We start from the raw sequence: 25,694 nt of genomic DNA on the forward strand, positions 1-25,694 counted from the left end.
TCATTCTTGAGCGATTTGCGATAAGTGCCCTCCGACTGGACGGGCGATTTCAAGTACCGGACCCCGTTGTGGCGGTCCGATACACATCACATGGGTAGCGATTTCGCCGAGTTCAACCCCCGCCAGAACTGATGAATTTCGCACCAGATCCTGACTTACCGGACCCGACCTGCAATCGGCGGATCGACGCCTTGGGCTGAGGTGCGTCGCGCCGCATGATGGCCTTGAGCTCGGCGACGATCCCGTCAAGCTCCATGCCAAACCCCACCTTTCTGCGGCCGTTCGTCCCTACTGCCGATACCACGGACAGGATCTGCCAGCGCGCACCGTTTTTCGCCAGAATTGCAGACCCGGAAGACCCGAAAGTAATGTCGCAATCAAAGGTGATCAGACCCTGCCTGCGGTCGATGATACGGCACGAACGCTCTCGGGTGATCGCCTCGGACCGTCCGCGCCCATACGAGGCAATGCTAATCTCGTTGCCCGGAACACGGCCGCTGTGCAGCGCAAAAGGGTCGGCGACCGAATACGGGATAGGCTCGTTCAGCCGCATCAGGGCCACGTCCAACTGGACACCTTCGTGCGACAGCGGGTTCTGCGCCCCATAGCTGGGATGAAGGGCGATTTGCGTGACCTGACGCTCGGCCAAGGCGTTGCCGTTGCTAAGGCCTGCACGAAACGTGATATCTTCGGGCACATAAGTCTTCCCGGTACGACGATCCACCGCACAATGGGCTGCAGTCAGCACCATGTCCTGTGCGATCAACGTGCCGGTGCAATACGAGGCATCGCGGACATCCAGCCGACCGATAGCCTCCCAACCATAAAGGTCATCCCGGTCGGTCAGCTTGCGCTTGTTGGATTGCGCTTGCGGCGCTGTTGCCAAGACGCTCAGGCCCAATAACAGGCTCCAGAAGACTCTCATCATGGTCGAATGAACCTTGCGCCTATGTTCTTGTTCGTTCCCGATCCGGACGAGGAAAGCCCAAATCCCCGCCCCGCAGAAAGTTCGTCACGCAGCAATTGCAGCGAATGCTCAACCGCGGTTCCAATTGCGACACTCTGGCCGTCCATACTGGCCTTGGCCGCAACCACCGATACGATCTGAGGGCGCGCGCCCGTGAAAGAAAAAACGGGTGCCCCCGAAGACCCGAAATCAACATCGCAGGACATGACCATGACCCCGGCCTGCCGATTCATGACCGAGCAGACCTGTTGCAGCGACGGAGCTTCTGACCGGTCATGCGCATAAGACACGACGCCCACTTTGGCACCGCGTTTGGGCTGATCGCCCGCCTCAAACGGAATGACGGCTGTATTGCGGATCGGCTGCCACAGCTCGATCAAAGCCACGTCCGCGCTTACCCGGTCGGCCGTTGAATCGACGCCATATTGGTAGTCCGGATGGATCACAGCCTGGCGCGCGGTCCGATAGGCCAACGCACGTCCCAAACGCCACCCGGCCAGAAACTCGATATCCGCGGGGTTGATCCGTTGTCCTGATCTTTTGTCGAACAGGCAATGCGCCGCTGTCAGTACAAGCGTCGGCGACACCAGCGTTCCGGTGCAAAACCCTGCGCCGGCGATATCCAACCGCCCGACAGCCATCCACTCGCGCCCGGAATCCGACGTATCCAGGCTTTCCAGCCTAGTGTCCTGCGCCGTGGCCGCCAATGGCAAGACACAGAGCACGATCGCCTTGATCCAGTTACGCACGCGGTTCTCCGAGACTCACTTCGAAGCTTTTGTCCTACGTGCCGCGTTGGGCGAAAATAGGGCGGTCATGCACCAAAGGTATTTCCCTGGGAAATGATGCGCGCTGGCATCAGCATGATTCACCGCAAGACGGGAACCGGGTTCCCTGTTCTCTGCAAGGCCGGTGGCTTTGGCCCGCCGGTCGCCCAGTCCAGCAACTCTACTGTATGAACGATCGGCAGTTGCGTACCAGAACCGATCTGCATCATGCACCCGATATTGCCGGCGGCAATGATATCAGGCTTTTTCGCCTCAAGTGTTCTGACTTTTCGCTGTTTCAACTGGCCTGATATTTCCGGCTGCATCAGGTTGTACGTTCCCGCGCTGCCGCAGCACAAATGACTGTCGGCGGGTTCGACAACCGTGAAACCCGCGTGTTTCAGCAAATCTTTGGGATAGGATTTGATCTTCTGCCCATGCTGCAATGAACAGGCCGCATGATACGCGACGGTCAGGTTTTGGTTTTCCCCCGCCGGCAGGTCCAGCTGGATCAGAAGTTCACTGACATCCATGGCGATTGCAGACACACGCGCCGCATCTTCGGCAAGCGGGTCATTGCGAAACATATGCCCATAATCTTTCACGGTGGTGCCACAGCCAGAGGTATTGATGACAATGGCATCCAACCCATCACCGTCCATTTCCCGTTTCCAGGCTCTGATATTGGCGGTTGCCGCCATATGACTGTCTTGCACCTTGCCCATGTGATGGGTCAAAGCTCCGCAACACCCGGCACCTTCGACGATCACGACCTCGCACCCCAACCGTGTCAGCAGGCGGATCGTGGCGTCATTGATATCGGTGTTCAGTGCCTTTTGTGCGCAGCCCGTCATCAGCGCCACTCGCATCTTTCGTTCACCGCCGGGCGCAAAACTCTGCGGATCATCGTTGCGGCTGACAGACGGGATATGCTTGGGCGCCATCTCCAACATCGCGCGCAGCCGGGCATCTGGCATCAGGAACCGGAAAGGACGACCCAGCCTGGCCCCGATCAGGGCCCAACGGAACCGCATCGGATAAGGCAGGATCTGCGCCAGAACCCAGCGCAACACCCGATCCGTCAGCGGGCGCTTGTAGTTGGCCTCGATATATTCGCGCGCGTGATCGACCAGATGCATATAATGCACACCTGACGGGCAGGTGGTCATGCAGGCCAGACAGGACAGGCAGCGGTCGATGTGCTTGACCGTCTTTTCGTCGGGCACACGCTCGTTTTCCAGCATGTCCTTGATCAGGTAGATGCGCCCACGCGGACTGTCGAGCTCGTCTCCCAGCACCTGATATGTCGGACACGTGGCCGTGCAAAATCCGCAATGGACGCAGTTTCGCAGAATCTCGTTCGAGCGCTGGATTGCCGGGTCTTGCAATTGCTCATCGGTGAATGTTGTCTGCATCGCCCTATCCCATCAGCCCCGGGTTGAACAAACCGCGAGGATCAAATTTCGCACGCAAGCCCTTTGTTAGAGCAGATGTTGATGTGGGTTCCGGATGAAATCGCCCCAGTTTTCTGATCGTGTCGTGGTCGGATCGTACCAAAGTGGCATGACCTGAAAACTCGCCAAGCCGGGCACGCACATCCGTGAGAGCCGGGACCCGCAGCCAGACAAGACCACCGCCCCAGTCAAACAGCGCTTGATCCGCTTCGGCGCGCGCCGAAATCTCCGCCGCGTCACCGGGCTTGACGGACAGTCGCCAGACGTCCCCGTCCTTGCCCTGAAATGGGTGAACGTCGCGGATCCCGGTCCAAAGCGTTGCGGCGTCTCCCTCGTCTGTCACCTCACCAAAATCTGCCAGTAAGGCGGTCAACCGACCGATCCTGTACGTCACCGATTCTGCAAATCCCTCGACCCGAAGCAGGGCATTTCCACCCGCCGGGTCATAAGCGGCACCAGTCACTTCAAAAGGTGATTTCAACGCAGCGGAAAGAGTTTTCACCGCGCTGCCGGCATCCCGAACGGCGACGGACAATGTCGCCACTCTTTCCGGCTTGGGCAGCACCTTCAACGACACTTCGGTCAGAATTCCCAGTGTTCCCCAAGACCCACCCATCAATTTAACGAGATCATAACCGGTGACGTTTTTCATAACTCGCCCACCATTCTTGACCACCTGCCCGCGCCCGTCGACGAAACGCACACCCAGCAGGAAATCCCGGCAGGCGCCAACCTGAATCCGCCGCGGGCCCGAGATATTGGCCGCGACAACACCGCCGATCGTTGGTTCACCTTGAGTTTCAAGCAAACTGCGGTGATCCATCGGCTCAAACGCCAGTTGCTGACCTTCCGCTTCCAGCACGGCCTGGATCTCTGCCAATGATGTCCCGGCCTTGGCCACAAGAGTAAGTGCTCCGGGTTCGTAAAGCGAAATACCACGCAGAGCCCCGGTTTCGATATTCGCTTCGGGACCGGTGACCGCGCGCGTTCCGCCACCGACGATGCGAACAGGGTCTTTCAATCCGGCCACCATGTCGGCCAGTTCAGATTCTGATTCAGGTTTCATGGCAAAATCCGTTATTAGAGCCTGTTATTCGGCAGCAATCTGCGCGTAGCGACGGGTTTCCGAAACGTTCAGTGGAAACACCTTGGCAGGGTTCAGCAGCCATTTGGGGTCAAAAACGTCCTTGACCGCCATCTGCGCCTCAAGATCGGCAGGCGCATATTGATGCGACATGAGATCCCTCTTCTCGATGCCAACGCCGTGCTCACCGGTCAGACAACCGCCTTCGTCCACGCATAATTTCAGAATTTCGGCCCCGAATGCCTCGCATTTTTCAAGATCACCCGGTTTGTTGGCATCGAAAAGGATCAGCGGATGCATGTTCCCATCCCCTGCGTGAAAAACGTTCCCAACAGGCAGACCGAATTCTTCACTCAACTCGCCGATGCGGCGCAGCACCGTTGGCAGGGCCGACACCGGGATCGTACCGTCAAGGCACATATAGTCGTTCAACTGCCCCATGGCGCCGAATGCGGATTTCCGACCAAGCCAGATTTTTGCGCTTTCTTCGGCTGACTGGCTTTCTCGCAGTTCGACCGGGTTGTGGCGTTTGGCGATCTCGATGATTTTCGACAATTGATGGTCGATTTCCGCTTCAGACCCTTCCACTTCGACAATCAACAGCGCATGGCAGTCGGGGTATCCGGCATGCGCAAAGTTTTCGCATGCTTTTATGCACAGCGTGTCCATGAACTCGATCGCGACCGGCAGAATGCCCGATTTGATAATGTCAGAAACACACTGACCCGCGACTTCGTTGTCGTCGAACCCCATCAGAACCGGCCGCGCGCCTTCGGGTTTGCGCAGAATGCGCAGTGTTGCTTCGGTCACCACGCCCAACTGACCTTCCGAGCCGCAAATGACGCCCAAAAGGTCCAGACCGGGCGCATCCAGATGCGCGCCGCCGATCTCGACGACACTGCCATCCATCATCACCATGGTCACGCCCAGAAGGTTGTTCGTTGTCACGCCATATTTCAGGCAATGCGCGCCACCTGAATTCATCGCGATATTGCCGGCAATGGCACATGCCAGTTGCGAGGAAGGATCCGGCGCATAAAAGAAATCCTCTTCCTCGACCGCGCCGGTGACGCTCAGGTTTGTGCGGCCCGTCTGCACCCTGATGAAACGGTTGTCATAGTCAACCTCCAGCACCTCATTCATCCGCGCGACGCCCAGAATGACGCAATCGGCCGTTGGCAATGCCCCGCCGGCCAGCGACGTGCCCGCACCGCGCGGCACGACAGGCACGCCTTCTTCGTGGCAAATGCGTAAAACGTCCGAGACTTCCTGCGTGCTCGACGGCAGCACGGCCAGCATCGGCGGGCATTTGTAAGCCGTCAGGGCATCGCACTCATAGGCTCGGGTTTCAGCCGGATCATGGATAATTGCCGTATCTGGCAAAACCCGCGACAGCCGCGAAACGATCGCGCTTTTCCGGTTCAGTACGTCCGGGCTTGGCTTTGGCATTTCCATGGCATCCCTCCCTTTGGTAAAATAATATTACCAATTTACCACTCTGGCAAGTTGCGATGTCCGGTCGTACTGTCGCGCCATGACCTGGATCGAACGTGCCGCCCTATTTTCCCCTCTGGATTATGCTGCCATTGCAATATTGCTGGGTGCGTGGCTGTGGATCGGATGGAAGATCGAACACCCGTCACCACAGAAGCCGTCCGTCGCCCTTGTGATGGATGGCTACCGCCGCGACTGGATGCACGAGATGGTGACGCGCCAGCCACGGATGTTCGATGCGCAGGTCGTGGCTGCCATGCGGCAAGGCAGCACCTTTTTCGCCTCAACCACGATGATTGCCATCGGGGGCGGTCTGGCCCTGTTGGGCAATACCGAGCGATTGGCCGGGGTGGCGACGGATCTTGCCATCGGCAGCGCACCGGCGATGGTCTGGGAAATCAAGATACTTGTGGTTGTCCTGCTGCTGGCCAATGCTTTTCTGAAATACGTCTGGGCACATCGTCTTTTTGGGTATTGCGCCGTTTTGATGGCCTCGGTCCCAAACGATCCTGAAGACCCAAACGCCTATCCTCGGGCCGGTCAGGCGGCCGAGATCTGCGTGACCGCCGCCCGAAGTTTCAACCGTGGTCTCCGCGCCACCTATTTCGCCCTTGCTTCGCTGGCATGGTTTCTTGGGCCGATGGCATTGGTGTTGGGCACGATGATCACATTCGGTGTCCTGTATCGCCGCGAGTTTGCATCGCATTCCCGCGCGATCCTCATGGCCCAAACGTCGAACACAGAGACGTGATCCCCAAGCGCGGCATTAAACCCTAGGTTCAAACCATGCGATATGTGATTCTCAGCGCCCTTCTGGCTGCACCTGCCCTTGCCGACCCGCCGACAATCGAACAGGTCCACGCCAGTGCCACCGGTGACACGTGGCGGTTCGACGTGACAATCCGGCATCCCGATACAGGCTGGGATCATTACGCCGACGGCTGGCGCGTTCTGGACATGGACGGGAATGAACTGGGACTGCGTGTGCTGCACCACCCGCATGAGACAGAACAACCTTTTACCCGCTCGCTTGGTGGCGTGGTGATTCCGGAAAACGTTTCACAGGTGCAGATTCAGGCCCGGTGCAATGTGGATGGCTGGAACGAAGACACGACGTTGGTCGAACTGAACTGACCTTCAGAAAATCCCCATGGTCAGGCCCGCACCCAACGCGGCGCCGATCTCACGACACCGATCCAGCTGATCTTCCGGAATGGTTTTTCGGGCCAGAATGGCCTCGGGCGTTTGCGCGTGCGTGCAGACAATCAGCGGCGACTGGACCTCTTTCAACCGCCAGCCAGTGGCGATCCGTGCGATCTGGCGGGCTGCGTTCTCTCCGTCCGACCCGGCGCAAATCATCTGCGCATAGGGGCGACCTTCGATCTGTCCCAGAACTGGGTAATAACAGCGGTCGAAGAATTCCTTCATCAAGCCAGAGATCGCCGCCAGATTCTCTGGCGCGCAGAAGATGTAGCCGTCGGCGGCTAGCACATCCTCCGGCCCCGCCTGATCCGCAGGCACAAGCTCAACCTCGGTCTCTGCCCGCGCCGATTCAGCCGCCGCTTCGGCCATCTGCCGGGCACCGCCTGTGCGCGAATGGTAAACGATCAGAAGCTGCGCCATGTCAGACCCGGTGATAGGGGCCACCTGACAGAATGGTCGCGGCCCGATACAGTTGCTCGGCCAGCATCACACGGACCAGCATATGAGGCCAGACCATCGACCCGAACGAGAGGGAAAAGTCGGCTTCCGCCCGCAAAGCAGGGTCTATTCCGTCCGCTCCGCCGATGATCAGCGCCAGATCCTGCCGCCCCGCATCGCGCCAACCGCCCAGTTTCCTGGCAAAATCGGGCGAAGACATCACGCGCCCGCGTTCGTCCAGCGTACAGATCACCGCGCCCTTGGGCAGCGCCTTGCGCAGCAACGCGGCTTCGGCCCCCATGCCTGCGTTTTTCTTGTCCTCGACCTCGATCACCCGCGCGGGACCAAGGCCCAGACCACGGCCGGTCCGGTCAAAGCGGGTCAGGTAATCATCAAGCAGGGACTTTTCCGGTCCGGCGCGCAATCGCCCGACCGCAACTATGCTGATACGCATATCTCTCTCGCCTCCGGCCCCTCAATACGGGCCGGGATGGCGCCTCAGTTCGCCGAGGCGCTGCCGCCCTGGGGCAGCCACATCTTTTCCAGCTGGTAGAATTCGCGCACTTCGGGGCGGAAGATATGGACGATCACGTCGCCCGTATCGATCAGCACCCAATCGCCGGCATCCTTGCCTTCGACCTTCGAGGTGAAACCGAATTCCTGCTTGATGCGATCCGTCAGCTTTTCCGCCATGGCCGAGACCTGACGGGTCGACCGACCCGAAGCAATGACCATGTGATCCGCGACAGACGACTTGCCTTGCAGGTTGATCTGCACGACGTCTTCGGCCTTGTCATCGGAAAGTGAGGAAAGGATACGCTCAAGCAGCTTGTCGCTGATTGACTGAGAGTGGGCCATTACACGGGACCCGTCTTCGGCAGGCAAACCCGCCTGTGTATGTAGTGACAGGACATAGTCCTCCTTTGCTGCGCGCCGTGAAACCCCGGCGCCGGGGTACTAATAAGGTAACAAGGGGAATGCAACATTTCAATGAAAGCGCGTCCGGCGCCGCGCAGGGTTGATCACTCTTCTGCGATTTGTTGCATGTTTGCGTTTTCCGACAAAAGCCGAACCTCGCGCTGCGGGAAGGGAATCGAGATGCCTTCATCCTGAAACGCATCCCACAGCGCAAGATAGACATTGCCCCTGATATTGGTCAGCCCTTTGGTCGGATCGCTGATCCAGAACCGCAGAACGTAATCCACGCTGCTGTCGCCAAAACCGGTGATATGGCAAACCGGTTCATGTTTTCCGCCACTCAATACGCGGGTCACTGCCTTTACAGCCCGGATCGCCGTTGCCCGCACTTTGTGGGGGTCATCCTCATAGCTGGTGCCGAAATCCAGATCCAACCGCACGAATTTGTCGGAATGCGACCAGTTCACCACCTGGTTGGTAATCAGGTCCTCGTTCGGGATCAGGTATTCCCGCCCGTCCCGCGTGACAACCGAGACATAGCGTGCGCCCAGCGCATTGATCCAACCGAACGTATCGCCCAGCGAGATCACATCGCCTGGCTTGATCGACCGATCCATCAGGATAATGATCCCCGATATGAGGTTCGACACCACTTTTTGCAGGCCGAACCCGATGCCCACGCCGATCGCGCCCGACAACAGCGCAATGCCGGTCAGATCGAAGCCCAGCGTGCGGATCGCAGCCAGAAAGACCGCGCCATACAGCAGCACCTGAATTCCCTTGGCCAACAACACCTGCATGGACGGGGTGATGTCGTCATTGCTCTGCAATCCACGCTCGGCCGCGCGGGTGCCGATGCGGGCCAGCGTCAACAGGACTCCGATCAGCAGGATGGCCTTGAGAATGCCCAGCACAGAAATGTGCAGGTCACCGACGGAAATCGCGACCCCATCGAGGAATTCGGCCACGTCATCCGTCAGATTCAACGCAACAAGCGTTGCATAGACCCACATTGCCCACTTGAATATCCGTCGCAGCGTCCGGTTGCGGACAAGCCTCGCCACCAGTGCAATCGCCAGCCACGCAGTTGCCAGAGTTGCAATGATCCCAATGAGATAACTGCGCGACGGCCAGGTGACATGCTGCATAACCTGATACAGGAACCAGGACAGCAGCACGAAATAGACCAGTGTCAGCCGCTGCATCAGCTGTACCATGGTGCGAAGCCGCCATTTCGGCCATCCGGTGCGGGCGCGCGTCCAGGCATCCCATCGCGGCTGTGTCAGAACTTTCAGAAGGAAAGCCAGCGCCCAAATGAAAAGGATGATGACCAACTGATACTGCCGCCAGCCCGGCGTAACCACCAACTCGACCAGTTCTTGAAGCTCGGAAGAGAACCCCGCGACCATGTTGTTGTAAAGGTCTGTCAGCGAGCTGGGGATCAGGTCTTGGTTCATACGCGCCTCCTGCACGGCAGCTTGGACAGCAATGCTAGGCGATGCAAGTCTGACACCGGTTTTGAACCTTGATTGCAGCAAAGGCGCGGTATATCTGAACCGCATGAGACTCAATGTGGCCCAAGAACAGAATCTGGAAGACCGCGCGCGTCTGCGCGAACGGTTCTTTGGGGCTGCCCGCACGGTCCTGGCGCGCCTACCCGTCGCCTGAGCCAACTCGCCAGCTATTTCTCATTACATACGGGAGAGGACACATGTCCCCCAAAACACTCTATGACAAGATCTGGGATGCCCATGTCGCGCACGAAGCCGATGATGGAACCTGCCTGCTGTATATCGACCGCCATCTGGTCCACGAGGTCACCAGCCCGCAGGCGTTCGAAGGCCTGCGCATGGCGGGCCGCAAGGTGCGCGCCCCAGAAAAGACTATTGCCGTGCCGGACCACAACGTTCCGACCACACCGGACCGGGTGAACGGGATCGAAAACCCCGAATCGCGCATTCAGGTCGAAGCGCTGGACAAGAACGCCCGGGATTTCGGCATTCACTATTACCCGGTGAATGACGTCCGTCAGGGCATCGTGCACATCGTCGGCCCCGAACAAGGCTGGACCCTGCCGGGCATGACCGTCGTCTGCGGCGACAGCCATACCGCCACGCATGGCGCATTCGGCGCATTGGCCCACGGCATCGGCACGTCCGAGGTCGAACACGTTCTGGCCACGCAGACCCTGATCCAGAAGAAATCCAAGAACATGAAGGTGGAAATCACCGGTAAATTGCAGCCGGGCGTGACCGCCAAGGATATCACCCTGGCCGTGATCGGCGAAACCGGCACCGCCGGCGGCACCGGCTATGTCATCGAGTATTGCGGTGAAGCCATCCGCAACCTGTCGATGGAAGGCCGCATGACCGTCTGCAACATGGCCATCGAAGGCGGCGCACGCGCAGGGCTGATTGCACCGGATGAGACCACGTTCGAATATGTCAAAGGCCGTCCGCATGCGCCGAAAGGTGCGCAGTGGGAAGCCGCGATGAATTGGTGGAAAACACTCTACACCGACGAAGGCGCGCATTTCGACAAGGTTGTCACGATTCGTGGCGAAGACATCGCGCCTGTCGTCACCTGGGGCACTAGCCCCGAGGATGTTCTGCCGATCACTGCAACCGTGCCGCACCCCGAGGATTTCGAAGGCGGCAAGGTCGAGGCGGCCCGCCGGTCAATCGAGTATATGGGTCTGAAAGCCGGTCAGAAGCTGAGCGATGTCGAGATTGACACCGTCTTTATCGGGTCCTGCACCAACGGACGTATTGAAGACCTGCGTGCCGCAGCCGAGATCCTGAAAGGCAAGAAGATCAAGGACGGTATGCGCGCCATGGTCGTGCCGGGTTCGGGGCTGGTCCGCGCCCAGGCCGAAGAAGAAGGCCTGGCCGACATCTTCAAAGAGGCCGGGTTCGAATGGCGTCTGGCAGGCTGTTCGATGTGCCTGGCGATGAACCCCGACCAGTTGCAACCGGGCGAACGCTGTGCCGCGACCTCGAACCGCAACTTCGAAGGCCGTCAGGGCCGGGGCGGGCGCACACATCTGCTGAGCCCGGCAATGGCTGCCGCAGCGGCAATCACGGGACGGCTGACAGACGTCCGTGAATTGATGTAAGGTGCCCTCATATCTAGATATTTGAGGGATTGAACAAATGAGTGACTGGGTCAAATGGCTCCTGCTGGGGCTTCTATCAATTGCGTTCGGCGTCTTTGCGCTGGGCAATGCGATTGCGGCTTCGCTTGCCGTAACGGTCGTAACCGGTGCGCTGCTGCTGATTGCAGGCGCGATGCAGGTGGTCGGCGGTTTCACCGTCGAAGGCACAGGCAACAAGATTCTGTCACTTATCATGGGTGCGGTCATGCTGTTCCTGGGCTGGTCCTTTCTGGATCATCCGCTTCAGGGAACACTGACGCTGGCAACCGTGATGCTGATCCTGTTCATGGCAGGTGGCATCGCGCGGGTCATTCTGTCGTTCCAGATGAAAGGAACACAGTTTTTCTGGCCCACGATGATCTCGGGCATCTTGTCTATCATCCTCGCAGGTATCATCTGGTCTTATGCAAGCAGCGAACCCGCCGCTTTGCTGAGCCTTCTGGGTATCCTGCTGGGCATCGAGATGCTGTTCAACGGGTTCGGATTGGTGTTCATGGCGTTCTTCGTCAAGAACGCACCCAAGGACGAAACAACAGAAGCGAAAGAAGCTTAATCGCGGGATACGGGCGCGGCCCTCTCCTGCAGGAGTGCAGACATGGAAAAGTTTGAAAAAGTCCACGGGGTGGCCGCCCCGATGCCACTGATCAATATCGATACCGATATGATCATTCCCAAAGTGCATCTGAAAACCATCAAACGGTCCGGCCTTGGCGTCGTGCTGTTTGATGAAATGCGCTATCATGATGACGGGCAGGAAAACGAAGAGTTCGTCCTGAACAAACCCGCCTATCGCGAGGCCGAAATTCTGGTCGCCGGCGACAATTTCGGCTGCGGCTCGTCGCGCGAACACGCTCCCTGGGCGATCAAGGATTTCGGCATCAAGGTCGTGATCTCGACCAGCTTTGCCGACATCTTTTTCAACAACTGCTTCAAGAACGGCATCCTGCCGATCGTGGTCGAAGAAGAACACCACGCGATCCTGATGGAAGACGCACATAAGGGTGAGAACGCCCGCATGACCGTGCACCTGGAAGATCAGCAGATCACCACTTCGGATGGGGTCGTGATCGAATTCGACATCGATCCGCACCGCAAGCACTGTCTGCTGAACGGTCTGGACGATATCGGTCTGACCATGGAGAAAGATCACCACATCGACAAATTCGAGGATCACGCAAGTCAGGCCCGCCCCTGGGTGTAAGGCCTTAGCCGATTCTTTGGATACTCAACCTAACGGGGTCGCCAAGGCGGCCCCGTTCTCATTCTTGGGGTTGATTTTACCAGAACCACAACATCTTGGTCTCACATTGAGATACACGTCGGATTTGCGTCGAAAATGATGCAATCCCGCACCAGTTGCGCCATCATTTTGCCCGAAATCACGTGTTTTCTGCACCCTGTCTTGAGCGAAATGCCGCTTATCGTCCATGTTGGCGCTAAAGAGGCATCCGTCAAAAACTCGAGACGATGGGCACAAGCAAGTTGGAATGTAAGTCGGCGAAGATCGACTTATCCGGTTTGAAAAAGGGTTCGGATAGTGATTGCGCGCACAACAGGGGCGGCGATACGCGGAATACTTGTGGCACTGATGGTGCTGACACCCGCGTTGTACCTGCCTGTATCATCGACGAACGGGACCGAGATTCTGGTCTTCCTCGCGATTCTCGCGTTCATCCTGACATTCGCCGAGTACAATTCTGCCTTTCCCAGCTTTATTGAATTTCGCGATGCGCCGCCGGTGAACCGTCTGCGGTTTGTCGGGCTGATGTCGATGGTCACCTTTCTGACCCTGGTTTGCAAAAACGCCTATGAGCCGACTGAGCTGACCGCGTTTGCCTACACCGCGGGTCTGGCCGTCGCGAATGTCGCGGACTTTCCCTATTCCCCGGTTCGATTGATCGTGCTGATGCTGCCCTTGGATGCGGGCCAGCCGTTGATCGAATTGGTTCGGATCGCAGCCAGTGTGGCCTATGTGGCCGCCTTGGTCACCGTCGCCAGCTTTGCCTATGCGGTCAAAGTGCGTGGCTGGCCCACGGGTAATGGCGCCTTCAACGTTTGGACCAATCTACCGTTGTTTGATCCCACCAAGGGCGGCGATGTTGTCACCCGCCTGCAACGCGATGGTCGCCTGAATATCTGCATTGGTGTTCTGCTTCCCTTCCTCATTCCGGCCGTCATCAAGCTCATGAGTAGCGTCGTCGCCCCGATCTCGCTGAGCAATCCGCAAACGTTGATCTGGACCATGTGCGCTTGGGCCTTCCTTCCCGCCAGCATGATCATGCGCGGCATGGCGACGCTTCGCATCGCGGGTCTGATCGTAGAAAAGCGCCGCGCCTATTCGACAAGCGAGACAACGCAAGCCGCATGATCCGTGCCCTTGCCCTGCTGCTGCCTTTATCGGCGCAGGCAGAGGTTTATCGCATCGCCACCTACAACACTGAACTCAGCAGAAACGGCCCCGGCCTGCTGCTGCGCGACATCCAGCGGGATGATGCGCAGGTTGAAGCTGTTGTCGAGGTCATTGCCGCTGCGCGACCTGATGTAATTGCCCTGCAAGGCATCGACTGGGATCTCGAAGGCGCAGCCCTGAGCGCCCTGTCCGAGAAACTGCGCGAGGCGGGCCTGGATTTCCCCTATCACTTTTCCGCCCAACCAAATGCTGGGTTGGAAACACCGCTGGATCTGGATGGTGATGGCAAAATGCAAGGCCCCGGCGACGCGCAGGGCTGGGGGAAGTTCACCGGCCATGGAGGAGTGGCGGTGTTGTCCCGTTTCGAAATCATGACCGATGACGTTCAGGATTACACCGATCTGCGGTGGAAAGATCTGCCTGGGGCTGCTTTGCCACGCAGTGATGGGCTCCCCTTCCCGTCTGAAGCTGCGCACGACATTCAGCGCCTGTCCTCGACCGTGCATTGGGTGCTTCCTATCGAAACCCCGCAAGGGCGATTCAGCCTGATGACCTTTCACGCTGCCCCACCGGTTTTTGACGGACCCGAGGATCGCAACGGTCTGCGCAACAGAGATGAGATTCGCCTGTGGTCGGTTTTGTTGAATGGCGGTCTGGGGCCAGTTCCTCAGGGCCCCTTCGTGATAGCTGCGGACGCCAATCTCGACCCGACCCGCGGAGAAGGCCACAAGCAGGCCATTCGCGCGCTTTTGACCGATCCCAAGGTGCAGGACCCGATGCCAAAGGACCTATCGGGGTCATCGGCAACGGTCGAATGGAAAGCCACCGGGGAAATGCGCGTTGACTATGTGTTGCCATCCAGTGATCTGCAAACCTCGGAAACAGGCATTGTCTGGCCCGTGGAAGGTGACACGCTGTACGACAGTGCCCGACGCGCCAGCAGGCATCGATTGGTCTGGGTTGACATAATCCTACCCTAGAACCTCGCCCCTGTTCCCGGTTGTTGACGATGAAGCGGCACGTTGGGGCGGAATGGCGGAACGCAAGGCATCCTCCAGGTTCGTTTCAGAAAACGAGGCCAGCAATTCATTCATATAGCCGCCATCCAATTGATGCGGCACGTGCCAGAGGTACCGCATCTCGATCAAATGAGGGGCCATGCTCCAGAACGGGCGGGCCAATTGCAGAGGCCACCATTTCATGCGCCGCACTGCAACCGGCCGGCCGGTGACTTGCGAAAGCGATTCAGCAATCTGCGTCCCGGTCAAAGTGTACCCTTCAAATGGAACATCGCAAAAACGGGGAAGGTCTTGCCGCATCTCAGCCAGCGCGACGGCGGCGCGGGCCAGATCAGGCAGAAAGGCCCACGCATGCGGTGCGTGCGGATCACCGGGGTAAACGAACTGACCACGCGAAAGACGCTTGATCATGACCTGATCGAACCAGTTTCCGGATGCATTGGTGTCGATGAAATCCCCGGCGCGCAAAAGGATGGTGCGCACGGTTGACGCGCGATAGGCCTCTTCCATCTCGATCCGAACCCGGCCCAGAGGGTTGCTGGCCTGATGCGGAGTCCCGCCCGACCATGGGCCCGGCGTATTTCCACCAAATACGTAGACATTGCCCGGTACGATCACGGTCGCCCCCGTATCAGAGGCCGCGTCTATCACCCGTTTGGTCAGTACCGGCACATCGCGTGCCCAATCGGGATAGGGCGGGTTCCATCCGTTCACGATGACGTCCAAGCCGCGCGCCGCCTGTGACAGTGAATCAGACCTGCGGTCAAATTCTGTCACGTCCCAGCCCGCGCGCCTGAACGCCAGGGCTGCGTTGCGTCCAAAACGACCTGTTGCGCCCAGTACCAGTGCAGATTGTGCCATGTTTGCCTCCTGACTGAGATCAATCTAGCCATTCACTTCGCGCAGGGAATTGCCGCAATTCGCAGAACGTGTATTCATTTCTGAATGGACAAAGCTCTGACACATGCAGATTGGTCTCTGATCCAATGCTTTCTGGCCGTGGCCGAGACGGGATCGCTGTCCGCCGCCGCACGGCATCTGAATCGCAGCCAACCCACTTTAGGGCGGCAGGTCCAAAACCTCGAGGACGAGCTGGGTGTCTCTCTTTTCGATCGCCACGCGCGTGGTCTGAAGCTCAGCGAAGCGGGTTCACAGCTTTTGCCGATGGCCCAGCAGATGCACAGCGCCATGACCGCGTTCAGTCTTGCCGCCGCGGGGCAATCGCAACAGCTTGAAGGTTCGGTGCGTATCACCGCATCCGTCTTTGCCTCGCATCACCTGCTGCCACCGATACTGGCGTCAATCCGCAAGCAGGAGCCCACTATCCAGCTTGAACTGGTGGCCACTGACACCACCGAGAATCTGCTCTATCGAGAGGCGGATATCGCCGTGCGGATGTATCGCCCTGCGCAGGTGGATCTCATTTCGCGCTATCTCGGGGATGTGCCGCTGTGTTTTTGTGCGGCAAAGTCCTATCTGGACCGGAAGGGGCGCCCCAAGACACCCGAAGAACTGTTTACGCATGATCTGGTAGGGTTTGACGCGAACCAGGAGATCATCAAAGCCATGCGTGAAAAGGGGTGGCCAGCCAGCCGCGACAGTTTTGCCACCCGCTGTGACCTGCAAAGCGCCTATTGGGAACTGATCCGGGCAGGCTGTGGCATAGGCTTCAGCCAGGTACAGGTTGCCCAAGCCGACCCCGACGTGGAAATCCTGCCGCTGGATGTGGACATCCCGATTCTACCCGTGTGGCTGGCCGCACCTCAGGCCATGCGCCAGACCCCGCGCATCCGCAGAGTCTGGGATTTGTTGGCAGAAGGGCTCAAAGCCGCTCTTTGAGGGTCAAAGCGGACCGGTATAAGTTCCACGCGCGGGATAGTTGTTGCCCAATGTGAATTTCAAACCACCCGCAATATCCGACATGGACGGGCGACCGAAAGGCGTGGTCTGTTGCCATGCATAGTACAGCGTGCGGTCGGGTGCGATGTAGAAGTGCCCCGGCTCTGCGAACAGGTCCGGTTCGGCGCTGCCTTCGCGCTTGGTCGAGATGTTAAGACCCCAATCATCCCGCGCGGCGGACAGGGGAAGGCTGTGACCCACACGCAGGCGCGACGCTCCGGCTTTTTCGGCGGTTTCCGCCGCGCGCTCGGCCGTATCGGTGGTGATCATGATGACCTCGACGCCCAGCGCCGCAAAGTCATCCAGCGCCGCTTCGACCTCGGCCATCTGCTTGATGCAGATCGGGCAATGCAGCCCGCGATATTGAATCACCAGCGTCCCGTTTTCGCCCTTGTCCGCGTCAAGATCGAAGCTGCCATGGGCAACAGTTTCGATTTTCAGCGCAGGAACCGGATTTCCAGGAGTCAGCATGTGTTTTCCTTCTGTTTTGGCAGGTTCGTCTCATTGACCCGATGCAACGCAGACGCTAGGCCCTGTGCAACAAAACGCAAGGAGACCCTTCATGTCCAACCCTTCGCTCCTTATCCTGCCCGGAGACGGAATTGGCCCGGAAGTCATGGCCGAAGTGCGCAGAATCATCGATTGGTTCGGCGCCAATCGCGGTCTTCAATTTGACGTGAGCGAGGACCTGGTCGGCGGTGCCGCCTATGACGCCCACGGCAAGCCTCTGTCCGATGAGACGATGGCCAAGGCGCAAGAGGTCGACGCGGTTCTGCTGGGCGCCGTTGGCGGACCGAAATACGACGATCTGGATTTCAGCCTCAAGCCCGAGCGCGGCCTGCTGCGCCTGCGCAAGGAAATGGACTTGTATTCGAACCTGCGCCCGGCCCAGTGCTTTGACGCGCTGGCTGACTTCTCGTCGCTGAAGAAAGACATCGTTGCCGGTCTGGATATCATGATCGTGCGCGAACTGACCTCGGGCGTTTATTTCGGTGAACCGCGCGGCATCTTCGAGGAAGGCAATGAACGCGTCGGCATCAACACCCAGCGTTACACCGAATCCGAGATTGAACGCGCCGCGCGTTCGGCCTTTGAACTGGCGATGCGCCGGAACAAAAAGCTGTGCTCGATGGAAAAAGCCAACGTGATGGAATCGGGTATCCTGTGGCGCGAAGTGGTCAACCGCGTTTCCGCTGACTACCCCGAAGTTGAGCTGAGCCATATGTACGCCGACAACGGTGCCATGCAGCTGGTGCGCGCGCCGAAACAGTTCGACGTGATCCTGACCGACAACCTGTTCGGTGACATCCTCTCCGACTGCGCCGCGATGCTGACCGGGTCTCTGGGTATGCTGCCGTCGGCGTCGCTGGGCGCGCCGATGGCCAATGGACGCCCCAAGGCGATGTACGAGCCCGTACACGGATCTGCCCCCGATATCGCGGGTCAGGGCAAAGCCAACCCGATCGCCTGCATCCTCAGCTTTGCGATGGCTCTGCGCTACAGCTTTGATCAAGGCGAGGAAGCGGATCGGCTGGAAGCTGCTATCGAGAAAGTTCTGGCCGACGGCGTTCGCACCGGCGACCTGCTTGCGGATGAGGGCGTTCAGCCCGTCTCGACCAGCGAAATGGGCGACGCGATCCTATCTGCATTGGACGCAAGCGTCTGAGTGACGAAAGTAAGAAAAAACAAAAGGCGGTGCACCGGGCACCGCCTTTTTTTGTTTTGGCGTTTCGAGATTGCTTTAGTTGCCGCCGAAAATGTTCTTCAGCAGATTGTTGATGTCATTGGCAAAACCTCCGCGCTTTCGGCGGGGCTGCGGCTGGGCAACCTGAACCGGTGGTTCCGGCGCCATCATCGGCAAGGGCGTGGGTGTCATCCCCTCGGTCACGCGCAGCATGGTTTCTTTCCAGATCTCGGCCGGCAAGCCACCACCGGTCACGCCGGACAAGGGCGTGTTGTCATCATACCCCATCCAGACCCCGGTCACATAATCCGCCGTGAACCCGATGAACCACGCGTCGCGCGCGGCCTGGGTCGTTCCGGTCTTGCCGGCCACCTGCCAGCCGGGCAATTTGGCCCGCCCGCCGGTTCCTTCAGAGACCACGCGCTCCATCATCCAGGTCAGCTGTTTGGCGGCCTTTTCATTGATCACCCTCTCGCCAATACCGGTCGTCGTGACCATGACGGGTGTTTCGTCGCCCAGCAGCTTCAGTTCGGTCAGCCCATAAGGTTCAACCTGTGACCCACCATTCAGGATGCCTGCATAAGCCCCGGTCATCTCGATCAACGTGCTTTCAGATGCACCAAGCGCCAGCGCAGGCCCCTGTGCCAGGTCGCTGGCAATCCCAAAGCCGCTGGCGACCGTCCGAACATTGTCCAGGCCGGAAATCTCGGCCACTTTCACCGCCGGTATGTTAAGCGAGTTTTTCAGCGCATCCGCCAAGGTCACCCGCCCATAATACTTGTTGGTGTAGTTCTTGGGGCACCACTGGCCTGACCCCGGAATATCGACGCAATAGGGTTCATCCATCACCGTATCCAGCGGCGAATATCCAAGTTCCAGCGCGGTGGCATAGACGAATGGCTTGAACGATGATCCCGTCTGTCGCAACGCCTGCGTCGCCCGGTTGAACGCGCCAGACACGCGTGTCTTGCGCCCACCAACCATCGCGCGCACCGCACCGTCGGCCGACATCACCACAATGGCCGCCTGTGCCTTTGATCCTTCGCGCACTTTTTCCTGAAAGATGAATTTCAGCGCCTCTTCCGCTGAGGTCTGAATGCGCTGATCCAAGGTGGTCCGGATCACCACATCTTCGGTCGTGTTGCGGGTAAAGAACTCGGGCCCGCTGGCCATGACCCAATCCGCAAAATACCCCCCGGCCCGCGCAGCCGCCGCCTCGGACAGTTGGGCCGGGCGCGCCCGCGCTTCGCTGGCCTGCGCAGCGGTCAGATAGCCCTGATCCTCCATCAGACCGATTACAAGGCGGGCCCGGTCCTGCGACCGTTGCAGATTGTTCGTCGGCGCATAGCGTGTGGGCGCAACCAACAGCCCGGCCAACATCGCTGCCTCGGCTGGCGAGACTTCGGCGGCGGACTTGCCAAAGTACCGCTGGCTTGCGGCCTCGAACCCGCGCGCGCCTGCACCAAGGAAAGCCCGGTTCAGGTAGATCGTCAGAACCTCATCCTTGGAGTATTTCACCTCCATCGCCATTGCATAAATGGCCTCTTTGGCCTTGCGCCACAGCGATCCCTGACGGCAATCGGCTTCATAGGCGGCCTCTGTTTCCCATTCTGTCGGATCATAAGGCACGCCCAGACACAACAATTTGGCCGTTTGCTGCGTTATGGTTGACCCGCCATGCCCGGACAACGGGCCGCGCCCTTCGCTGAGATTGATGCGCACGGCGCTTGCCACACCGCGCGGGCTGACCCCGAAATGGCGATAGAACCGTTTGTCCTCGGTCGCGATGACGGCGTTTTTCAGATGCGGCGACACCGTATCAGCCGTGATCACCCCGCCAAACTGGTCGCCCCGCCAGGCAAACACTTTGCCGTCGCGGTCCAGCAGCGTGACAGACCCGCGCGCACGGCCGTCCAACAAGGCATCCAAGTCAGGCAACGAGGAATAGACGACACCCACCGCCAAGGCGATCAGGATGGCCACGACCGCTCCGACCCGCCAGGTCAGACCCCAGACCATGCGCCAGACCCAACGGAAGAAACGACGCAAGATGCCGCCGCCTTTGCCCCCCGATCTTTTGCGCGTCTTTTTGCGCGCAGTTTTGCGTGAGGTGGTTTTGCGAGCCGTCGCCTTCTTGCCCGCCGGTCGCTTGGATGCCGACGGTTTACGACCCTTTGACGGGTACCTTTTATCCGCAACCAATTTCGGCTTGCGTCGCTTGGACTCAGTCATGCTCAAACTCTGCCCGGGTTTTCTTTTGCGCCACCATACCTCGGTGATCTGAGTATGTAGAGGTCCGAATTTCCGAAAATTCCCCTCACAACATTGCCCATTATTTAATCAGCGTGCCTATTTTGTGCAAATAATGTGCAATTTTTCGCCGTTTGGCGATCCTTTGGCCCTCAAGAGCCGTTTCTTACCACGATCAGTCGCGCATTTTTCTGCGGGTGCAAACAAACCGGTTCCACCGGAGAACCAGAGGGGAAAGACGTGAAACTGATCATTGCGACAATCAAGCCGTTCAAGCTGGAGGAGGTGCGCGAGGCACTGACCGAGGCGGGCGTGCGCGGCATGATGGTGACCGAGATCAAGGGCTTCGGCTCGCAGTCCGGTCACACCGAAATCTATCGGGGGGCCGAATACGCGGTGAACTTCGTGCCCAAGATCAAGCTGGAAATCGTGGTGCCTGCCGCGATGACCGACCAGATCGTCGAGACCATCACCAAAACCGCCAAGACCGGAAAGATCGGCGACGGCAAGATTTTCGTCCTCGATGTCGAGCAGGCGCTGCGCGTGCGGACCGGGGAAACCAACGAAGAGGCGCTGTAGGCGCCGCGACCGACAATCATTCGAGGACTGAACATGAACCTGATGAAATCTCTCATTCCTGCCGCGGCGATCGTCGCGCTGCCGCAGATGGGCCTGGCGCAAGAGGCCACCGGCGAGACGGCACAGCATACGCAATACATCCTGACTTCGCTGTTGTTTCTGGTCGGCGGTTTTCTGGTATTCTGGATGGCTGCGGGCTTTGCCATGCTCGAAGCCGGCCTGGTGCGTTCCAAGAACGTTGCCATGCAGCTGATCAAGAACATGGGCCTGTTTTCCTTTGCAGCCATCATGTATTGGCTGGTGGGCTTCAACCTGATGTATCCGGGCGACGGCTGGACCATCACCGGCATTCTGGGCGCGTTCTCGCCAACGTCACTGGAACCGGTTGGTCTGGAAGGTGTCGAAACCGACCTGTCATATGCGTCCGTCGGATCGGACTTCTTCTTCCAGCTGATGTTCTGCGCCACCACCGCGTCCATTGTATCGGGCACCATGGCCGAGCGCGTCAAACTGTGGCCCTTCTTCTTTTTCGTGATCGTCCTGACAGGCATCATCTACCCGATCGAAGCGTCCTGGCAGTGGGGTGGCGGCTGGTTGTCCGAGATGGGCTTCAGCGACTTCGCCGGCTCGACCCTGGTTCACGCCGCAGGTGGCTTCGCGGCTCTGGCCGGTGCCATCGTACTGGGCCCACGCATCGGTAAATACAACAAGGAAGGCAAAGTTGTGCCTATCCCCGGTTCGAACCTGGCGCTGGCAACCCTGGGGACGTTCATCCTGTGGCTGGGTTGGTTCGGCTTCAACGGCGGCTCGCAGCTGGCCATGGGCACCATCGGTGACATGGCCGACATCAGCCGTATCTTCGCCAACACCAACATGGCCGCTGCCGCCGGTGCCGTCGCCGCCCTGATCCTGACACAGGTGATGTATGGCAAGGTCGACCTGACCATGGTTCTGAACGGCGCGCTGGCCGGGCTGGTCTCGATCACCGCCGAACCGCTGGCACCGTCGCTGTTCCAGGCGCTGATCATCGGCGGCATCGGCGGCGTGATCGTGGTCTACACCGTGCCGCTGCTGGACAAGATGAAGATCGATGACGTGGTCGGCGCCATCCCGGTTCACCTGATCGCAGGCTTCTGGGGCACCTTCATCGTGGCCTGGACCAACGGTGATGCGTCCTTCGTGACCCAGATCATCGGCTTCGCGGCCATCGGCATCTTCGTCTTCGTGGTCAGCTTCATCCTGTTCTCGATCCTCAAGGCCACCGTCGGCCTGCGGGTTGGCGAGGAAGAAGAGATCAACGGCCTCGACATGGGCGAACTGGGCATGGAAGCCTATCCCGAATTTTCGAAAGGCTGATCCCAATTCCACCCAAACAAAAAAACCCGGGCATTCATGCCCGGGTTTCTTGTTTGGCAATGCCTGAAAATCAGACGCCGACGTCGACAATCGCCTGCGCAAGGATCGGAACAGTGTTAGCGTTCAGACCGGCGATGTTCAGGCGGCTGTCGCCAACCATGTAGATGCCGTGTTCAACGCGCAGTTTCTCGACCAGTTCCGGGGCCGCACCTAGGCGCGAGAACATGCCACGGTGCTGGGCGATGAAACCGAAGCGGTCCGAGCCGCTCAGACGCTGGAGTTCGTCGGCCAGTTGGCGACGCAGGCCCAGCATCGAAAGGCGCACCTCTTCCAGTTCGGCCATCCAGTCGGCGCGCAGGGCTTCGTCCATCAGGATCGTGGTCACAACACGCGCACCGTGGTCTGGCGGAAAGGAATAATTCTGGCGGTTCAGGAATGCCAATGTACCCTGGTTCAAAGCGGTCTGCCCGGCATCGGCGCTGATGGCCATCAGCAAACCGGTGCGTTCGCGATACACGCCGAAATTCTTCGAGCATGACGCCGCTATCAGGCATTCCTTGACCGAAGACGCGACCAGACGTGTTGCTTGCGCATCCTCTTCCAGACCGTCGCCGAAGCCTTGATAGGCGATGTCGATCATCGCAACCAGGCCAAGCGCGTTGATCAGGTTCACGATCTCCTGCCATTGAACCATGTTGAGGTTGGCACCGGTCGGGTTGTGGCAGCAACCGTGCAGCAGAACCACGTCACCCGCTTTGGCGGTCTTCAGGTCTTCGATCATGCCGTCGAAATCGACGCCACGTGTTTCGCCATCGAAATAGCGGTATGGAACCGTCTCGATCCCCAGGTAGTTCAGGATCGACAAGTGGTTCGGCCATGTCGGGTTCGACACGAAGACGCGGGCCGACGGGTTGGCCATACGGATCATCTCGAACGCCTGACGACAGGCGCCGGTGCCGCCCGGCGTCGCCACGGCGGCGATATTGCCGCGCTCAACCGACGTGCCGAGAATCAGCCCGATCATCGCATCCGCATAGGCCGGGTCGCCGGCCAGCCCGGTATAGGCTTTGGTTTCCTGCTCGTCCCAGACGCGCTGCTCGGCCGCTTTGACGGCGCGCATGACCGGGGTGATGCCTTCCGCGTTTTTGTAGACGCCGACGCCCAAGTCGATCTTCTGATCGCGCGGGTCTTCGCGGTACATCTGCATCAGCGCCAGGATCTTGTCGGCAGGCTGCGGTTTCAGGTTCTCGAACATCAGGTCTCTCCGGTTGCGACGGGCAGGGTCGGGAAGGCGCCCCATTCAGCCCATGAGCCGTCATAAAGCGAGTGGTCTTTCTTGCCCATGCGTTCAAGCGCAAGGCTGAGGATCGCGGCGGTCACGCCAGACCCGCACGAGGTGATCGCCGGTTTCGACAGATCGACGCCCGCGGCCTCGAATATGGCGCGGCACTCTTCCGGCGACTTCATGGTACCATTGGCGTTCAGCAACTGGCCAAAGGGGACATTGCGTGAACCCGGAATATGCCCCGAGCGCAGCCCCTCGCGCGGCTCGGCCTCGGCCCCGGAAAACCGGCTGGCAGAGCGGGCGTCGATGATCTCATGATCACCCAGCTTGGCGGCGGCGGAAACTTGCGTGACGTCCCGGACAAGCTGATTTTGCACCCGGACGGTCATATGACGATCACGGATGACTGGCGGCAGGTCTTCAACCTCGCGCCCTTCCGCCTGCCATTTGGGGAATCCACCATCCAGAACCGCGATGTTTTCCTGCCCCATCAGACGGAACAGCCACCAGACTCGCGCGGCCGACATCAGCCCGGCGCCATCGTAAACCACGACCTGATGACCATCACCCACACCCATCGCCCGCAGGCGCGACATGAATTTCTCGACCGGAGGCGCCATATGCGGCAAGTCGGAACGGTGATCTGATATCTCGTCTATGTCAAAGAACCGCGCCCCGGGTATGTGGCCTGCGTCATATTCCGCCCGTGCATCACGATTTTGCGCGGGCAAGTACCACGACCCGTCCAGAATCCGCAGATCCGGATCCTTCAAATGCGCGGCCAGCCATTCAGTGGATACGAGGGTTTTTGGATCGTCCTGCATCAAAGCCTCCCCTAAGCGCGCTTGATTTTTCCCTATACCCGGCAGCATAGGGGTTCAAGGCTGGATAGCGCTCACTTAGCGCTGCGCAGGCGGAAATGTTGGATAATCCCAATGAGGCTGATCAGAATCCAGAACCCCTCGATCAACATTGACGCGAGATTGAAGTTCTGGAGCAGGGAATAGACGATCAACACCGAGCCCAGCAGGTTGATCACCGGAAAGGCCAGATCATCCGAGTTCATCATCCGCATCTGTGTTGCGAAATACGCGGCGACCACGATCAAGGCCCCGAAAGAGCCGATGGCGTCGACGATGGTCAGGCTGTCGAAAAATGCGGTCATGAATTGGCCTTGCCGTTCTCTACAAATTCGGTGTGTTGGGCGTAATGATGCATGTTCAGAAAGGCCGCCCCCGTTGGACCGGCGCGATACCCGTGTGGAAGATCGGCCGCGAAACGCAACCCCTGCCCGGCCTGTAGGGAAACCCACTCGTCTCCGCGCAGGATCTCAAGCGTGCCGTTCAGAACAAAGACCTCCTCGGTCACGCCTGTCGCGTGGGCGGGCGACTCGTGGCTTTGGTTCGGCTTGAGGTTGACGTGGAACGTCTCGGCCCCCAGAGCGGGATCGAATGGAAAGACGATCTTGACCTCGATCGTGCCGGGGAAAGTTACGGTCTGAAAAACCGAAGGATCCCCGTTCATCGTATCGATCAGCGCGCTGAGCGGCAGTTGAAACCCCTTGGCAATTTTCCACAGCGTTGCGATGGTCGGGCTGGATTCGCCGCGCTCGATCTGCCCCAGCATGGCTTTGCTCACGCCCGTCATCTCGGCCACTTTCGACAGGCTCAGGCCCGATGCCGCGCGCACGTCTCGGAGTTTCAGCGTTATATCGTCAGAGCTCATCTCGTCGT

Annotated in this window: 28 protein-coding genes; 12 read left to right on the forward strand and 16 right to left on the reverse strand. The window is 59.1% G+C overall.

Annotated features, from left to right (window positions below; genetic code table 11):
• Window positions 1–112 precede the first annotated feature (112 nt).
• The 5 genes from GS612_RS17225 to GS612_RS17245 all read right to left on the reverse strand — a co-directional run bounded on the left by GS612_RS17225 (window position 113) and on the right by GS612_RS17245 (window position 5,727).
• The gene (locus GS612_RS17225; protein ID WP_171206399.1) at window positions 113–928 is read right to left on the reverse strand and encodes a serine protease; all 816 of its coding nucleotides are present in this window, start codon (window positions 926–928) and stop codon (window positions 113–115) included.
• Window positions 925–1,716, reverse strand: a complete 792-nt coding sequence (locus GS612_RS17230) for a trypsin-like peptidase domain-containing protein (RefSeq protein WP_171641996.1) — start codon at window positions 1,714–1,716, stop codon at window positions 925–927. The genes GS612_RS17225 and GS612_RS17230 overlap by 4 nt, the downstream gene beginning before the upstream one ends.
• A gap of 119 nt (window positions 1,717–1,835) precedes the next feature.
• Complete coding sequence (gene glcF, locus GS612_RS17235; RefSeq protein WP_152459730.1) at window positions 1,836–3,149, reverse strand: glycolate oxidase subunit GlcF; 1,314 nt, start codon at window positions 3,147–3,149, stop codon at window positions 1,836–1,838.
• Between the two features lie 4 nt (window positions 3,150–3,153).
• The gene (locus GS612_RS17240; protein WP_171641998.1) at window positions 3,154–4,254 is read right to left on the reverse strand and encodes an FAD-binding protein; all 1,101 of its coding nucleotides are present in this window, start codon (window positions 4,252–4,254) and stop codon (window positions 3,154–3,156) included.
• A gap of 24 nt (window positions 4,255–4,278) precedes the next feature.
• Window positions 4,279–5,727, reverse strand: a complete 1,449-nt coding sequence (locus tag GS612_RS17245) for an FAD-linked oxidase C-terminal domain-containing protein (protein WP_171642000.1) — start codon at window positions 5,725–5,727, stop codon at window positions 4,279–4,281.
• Between the two features lie 79 nt (window positions 5,728–5,806).
• Between GS612_RS17245 and GS612_RS17250 the strand changes: the two genes are divergently transcribed.
• Both GS612_RS17250 and GS612_RS17255 read left to right on the forward strand, forming a co-directional pair.
• Window positions 5,807–6,517: a DUF599 domain-containing protein gene (locus GS612_RS17250; protein WP_152459727.1), complete on the forward strand. Its 711-nt coding sequence runs from the start codon at window positions 5,807–5,809 to the stop codon at window positions 6,515–6,517.
• A 35-nt stretch (window positions 6,518–6,552) separates the two neighbouring features.
• Window positions 6,553–6,900, forward strand: a complete 348-nt coding sequence (locus tag GS612_RS17255; RefSeq protein ID WP_171642001.1) for a hypothetical protein — start codon at window positions 6,553–6,555, stop codon at window positions 6,898–6,900.
• Window positions 6,901–6,903: 3 nt separating this feature from the next.
• Here GS612_RS17255 and GS612_RS17260 read toward each other — a convergent pair whose 3' ends face one another.
• The 4 genes from GS612_RS17260 to GS612_RS17275 all read right to left on the reverse strand — a co-directional run bounded on the left by GS612_RS17260 (window position 6,904) and on the right by GS612_RS17275 (window position 9,782).
• Window positions 6,904–7,389 (reverse strand): flavodoxin family protein, encoded by a 486-nt coding sequence (locus GS612_RS17260; RefSeq protein WP_152459726.1) that lies wholly within the window; start codon window positions 7,387–7,389, stop codon window positions 6,904–6,906.
• A 1-nt stretch (window position 7,390) separates the two neighbouring features.
• Window positions 7,391–7,861, reverse strand: coding sequence for a 23S rRNA (pseudouridine(1915)-N(3))-methyltransferase RlmH (gene rlmH / locus GS612_RS17265; RefSeq protein ID WP_171642003.1), 471 nt, complete (start codon window positions 7,859–7,861; stop codon window positions 7,391–7,393).
• A gap of 44 nt (window positions 7,862–7,905) precedes the next feature.
• Window positions 7,906–8,265 carry a ribosome silencing factor gene (gene rsfS, locus GS612_RS17270; RefSeq protein ID WP_058276550.1) on the reverse strand — a complete coding sequence of 120 codons (360 nt, stop codon included), beginning with the start codon at window positions 8,263–8,265 and terminating at the stop codon, window positions 7,906–7,908.
• A 164-nt stretch (window positions 8,266–8,429) separates the two neighbouring features.
• On the reverse strand, window positions 8,430–9,782 hold the full coding sequence (locus GS612_RS17275; RefSeq protein WP_171642005.1) for a mechanosensitive ion channel family protein: 1,353 nt from the start codon (window positions 9,780–9,782) through the stop codon (window positions 8,430–8,432).
• A gap of 115 nt (window positions 9,783–9,897) precedes the next feature.
• Here GS612_RS17275 and GS612_RS17280 point away from each other — a divergent pair, with 115 nt between their 5' ends.
• From GS612_RS17280 to GS612_RS17305, 6 genes are all read left to right on the forward strand, one after another.
• Window positions 9,898–9,993, forward strand: a complete 96-nt coding sequence (locus GS612_RS17280) for an isopropylmalate isomerase (RefSeq protein ID WP_224857982.1) — start codon at window positions 9,898–9,900, stop codon at window positions 9,991–9,993.
• 43 nt (window positions 9,994–10,036) lie between these two features.
• On the forward strand, window positions 10,037–11,440 hold the full coding sequence (leuC, locus tag GS612_RS17285) for a 3-isopropylmalate dehydratase large subunit (RefSeq protein WP_152459723.1): 1,404 nt from the start codon (window positions 10,037–10,039) through the stop codon (window positions 11,438–11,440).
• A gap of 37 nt (window positions 11,441–11,477) precedes the next feature.
• A complete protein-coding gene (locus tag GS612_RS17290; RefSeq protein WP_152459722.1) occupies window positions 11,478–12,032 on the forward strand; it encodes an HdeD family acid-resistance protein in 555 nt (184 codons plus the stop codon).
• A gap of 42 nt (window positions 12,033–12,074) precedes the next feature.
• Window positions 12,075–12,680, forward strand: coding sequence for a 3-isopropylmalate dehydratase small subunit (leuD, locus tag GS612_RS17295; RefSeq protein ID WP_171206408.1), 606 nt, complete (start codon window positions 12,075–12,077; stop codon window positions 12,678–12,680).
• 336 nt (window positions 12,681–13,016) lie between these two features.
• Window positions 13,017–13,847: a hypothetical protein gene (locus GS612_RS17300; RefSeq protein ID WP_152459720.1), complete on the forward strand. Its 831-nt coding sequence runs from the start codon at window positions 13,017–13,019 to the stop codon at window positions 13,845–13,847.
• On the forward strand, window positions 13,844–14,869 hold the full coding sequence (locus tag GS612_RS17305; protein ID WP_171642007.1) for an endonuclease/exonuclease/phosphatase family protein: 1,026 nt from the start codon (window positions 13,844–13,846) through the stop codon (window positions 14,867–14,869). The genes GS612_RS17300 and GS612_RS17305 overlap by 4 nt, the downstream gene beginning before the upstream one ends.
• On the opposite strand, the gene GS612_RS17310 is transcribed toward GS612_RS17305, so the two are convergent.
• Complete coding sequence (locus GS612_RS17310; RefSeq protein WP_171642009.1) at window positions 14,861–15,769, reverse strand: sugar nucleotide-binding protein; 909 nt, start codon at window positions 15,767–15,769, stop codon at window positions 14,861–14,863. The genes GS612_RS17305 and GS612_RS17310 overlap by 9 nt on opposite strands.
• Before the next feature lie 84 nt (window positions 15,770–15,853).
• Between GS612_RS17310 and GS612_RS17315 the strand changes: the two genes are divergently transcribed.
• Window positions 15,854–16,747, forward strand: coding sequence for a LysR family transcriptional regulator (locus GS612_RS17315; protein WP_152459717.1), 894 nt, complete (start codon window positions 15,854–15,856; stop codon window positions 16,745–16,747).
• 3 nt (window positions 16,748–16,750) lie between these two features.
• Here the strand turns inward: GS612_RS17315 and GS612_RS17320 are convergent, their stop codons facing one another.
• Window positions 16,751–17,278, reverse strand: a complete 528-nt coding sequence (locus tag GS612_RS17320) for a redoxin domain-containing protein (protein WP_171120094.1) — start codon at window positions 17,276–17,278, stop codon at window positions 16,751–16,753.
• A gap of 91 nt (window positions 17,279–17,369) precedes the next feature.
• Between GS612_RS17320 and leuB the strand changes: the two genes are divergently transcribed.
• The gene (gene leuB, locus GS612_RS17325; protein WP_171120093.1) at window positions 17,370–18,473 is read left to right on the forward strand and encodes a 3-isopropylmalate dehydrogenase; all 1,104 of its coding nucleotides are present in this window, start codon (window positions 17,370–17,372) and stop codon (window positions 18,471–18,473) included.
• A 75-nt stretch (window positions 18,474–18,548) separates the two neighbouring features.
• Here the strand turns inward: leuB and GS612_RS17330 are convergent, their stop codons facing one another.
• Complete coding sequence (locus GS612_RS17330) at window positions 18,549–20,723, reverse strand: transglycosylase domain-containing protein (protein ID WP_171642011.1); 2,175 nt, start codon at window positions 20,721–20,723, stop codon at window positions 18,549–18,551.
• Window positions 20,724–20,981: 258 nt separating this feature from the next.
• Between GS612_RS17330 and GS612_RS17335 the strand changes: the two genes are divergently transcribed.
• Together GS612_RS17335 and GS612_RS17340 are read left to right on the forward strand one after the other, a co-directional pair.
• Window positions 20,982–21,320 carry a P-II family nitrogen regulator gene (locus GS612_RS17335; RefSeq protein WP_152459713.1) on the forward strand — a complete coding sequence of 113 codons (339 nt, stop codon included), beginning with the start codon at window positions 20,982–20,984 and terminating at the stop codon, window positions 21,318–21,320.
• Between the two features lie 33 nt (window positions 21,321–21,353).
• Entirely contained in the window at window positions 21,354–22,676 is a 1,323-nt protein-coding gene (locus tag GS612_RS17340; RefSeq protein WP_152459712.1) for an ammonium transporter, read from the forward strand.
• Window positions 22,677–22,746: 70 nt separating this feature from the next.
• Here GS612_RS17340 and GS612_RS17345 read toward each other — a convergent pair whose 3' ends face one another.
• The 4 genes from GS612_RS17345 to GS612_RS17360 all read right to left on the reverse strand — a co-directional run bounded on the left by GS612_RS17345 (window position 22,747) and on the right by GS612_RS17360 (window position 25,686).
• Window positions 22,747–23,931: an amino acid aminotransferase gene (locus tag GS612_RS17345; RefSeq protein ID WP_171642013.1), complete on the reverse strand. Its 1,185-nt coding sequence runs from the start codon at window positions 23,929–23,931 to the stop codon at window positions 22,747–22,749.
• Window positions 23,931–24,785, reverse strand: coding sequence for a 3-mercaptopyruvate sulfurtransferase (gene sseA / locus GS612_RS17350; protein ID WP_171120090.1), 855 nt, complete (start codon window positions 24,783–24,785; stop codon window positions 23,931–23,933). Before sseA ends, GS612_RS17345 begins: the two co-directional genes overlap by 1 nt.
• A 71-nt stretch (window positions 24,786–24,856) precedes the next feature.
• Window positions 24,857–25,126, reverse strand: coding sequence for a hypothetical protein (locus tag GS612_RS17355; RefSeq protein ID WP_152459709.1), 270 nt, complete (start codon window positions 25,124–25,126; stop codon window positions 24,857–24,859).
• Window positions 25,123–25,686 (reverse strand): helix-turn-helix domain-containing protein, encoded by a 564-nt coding sequence (locus GS612_RS17360; RefSeq protein ID WP_171642015.1) that lies wholly within the window; start codon window positions 25,684–25,686, stop codon window positions 25,123–25,125. The genes GS612_RS17355 and GS612_RS17360 overlap by 4 nt, the downstream gene beginning before the upstream one ends.
• Window positions 25,687–25,694 lie beyond the last annotated feature (8 nt).

The sequence above is a fragment of the Ruegeria sp. HKCCD6157 genome, from assembly GCF_013110685.1.
Lineage (GTDB): Bacteria > Pseudomonadota > Alphaproteobacteria > Rhodobacterales > Rhodobacteraceae > Ruegeria.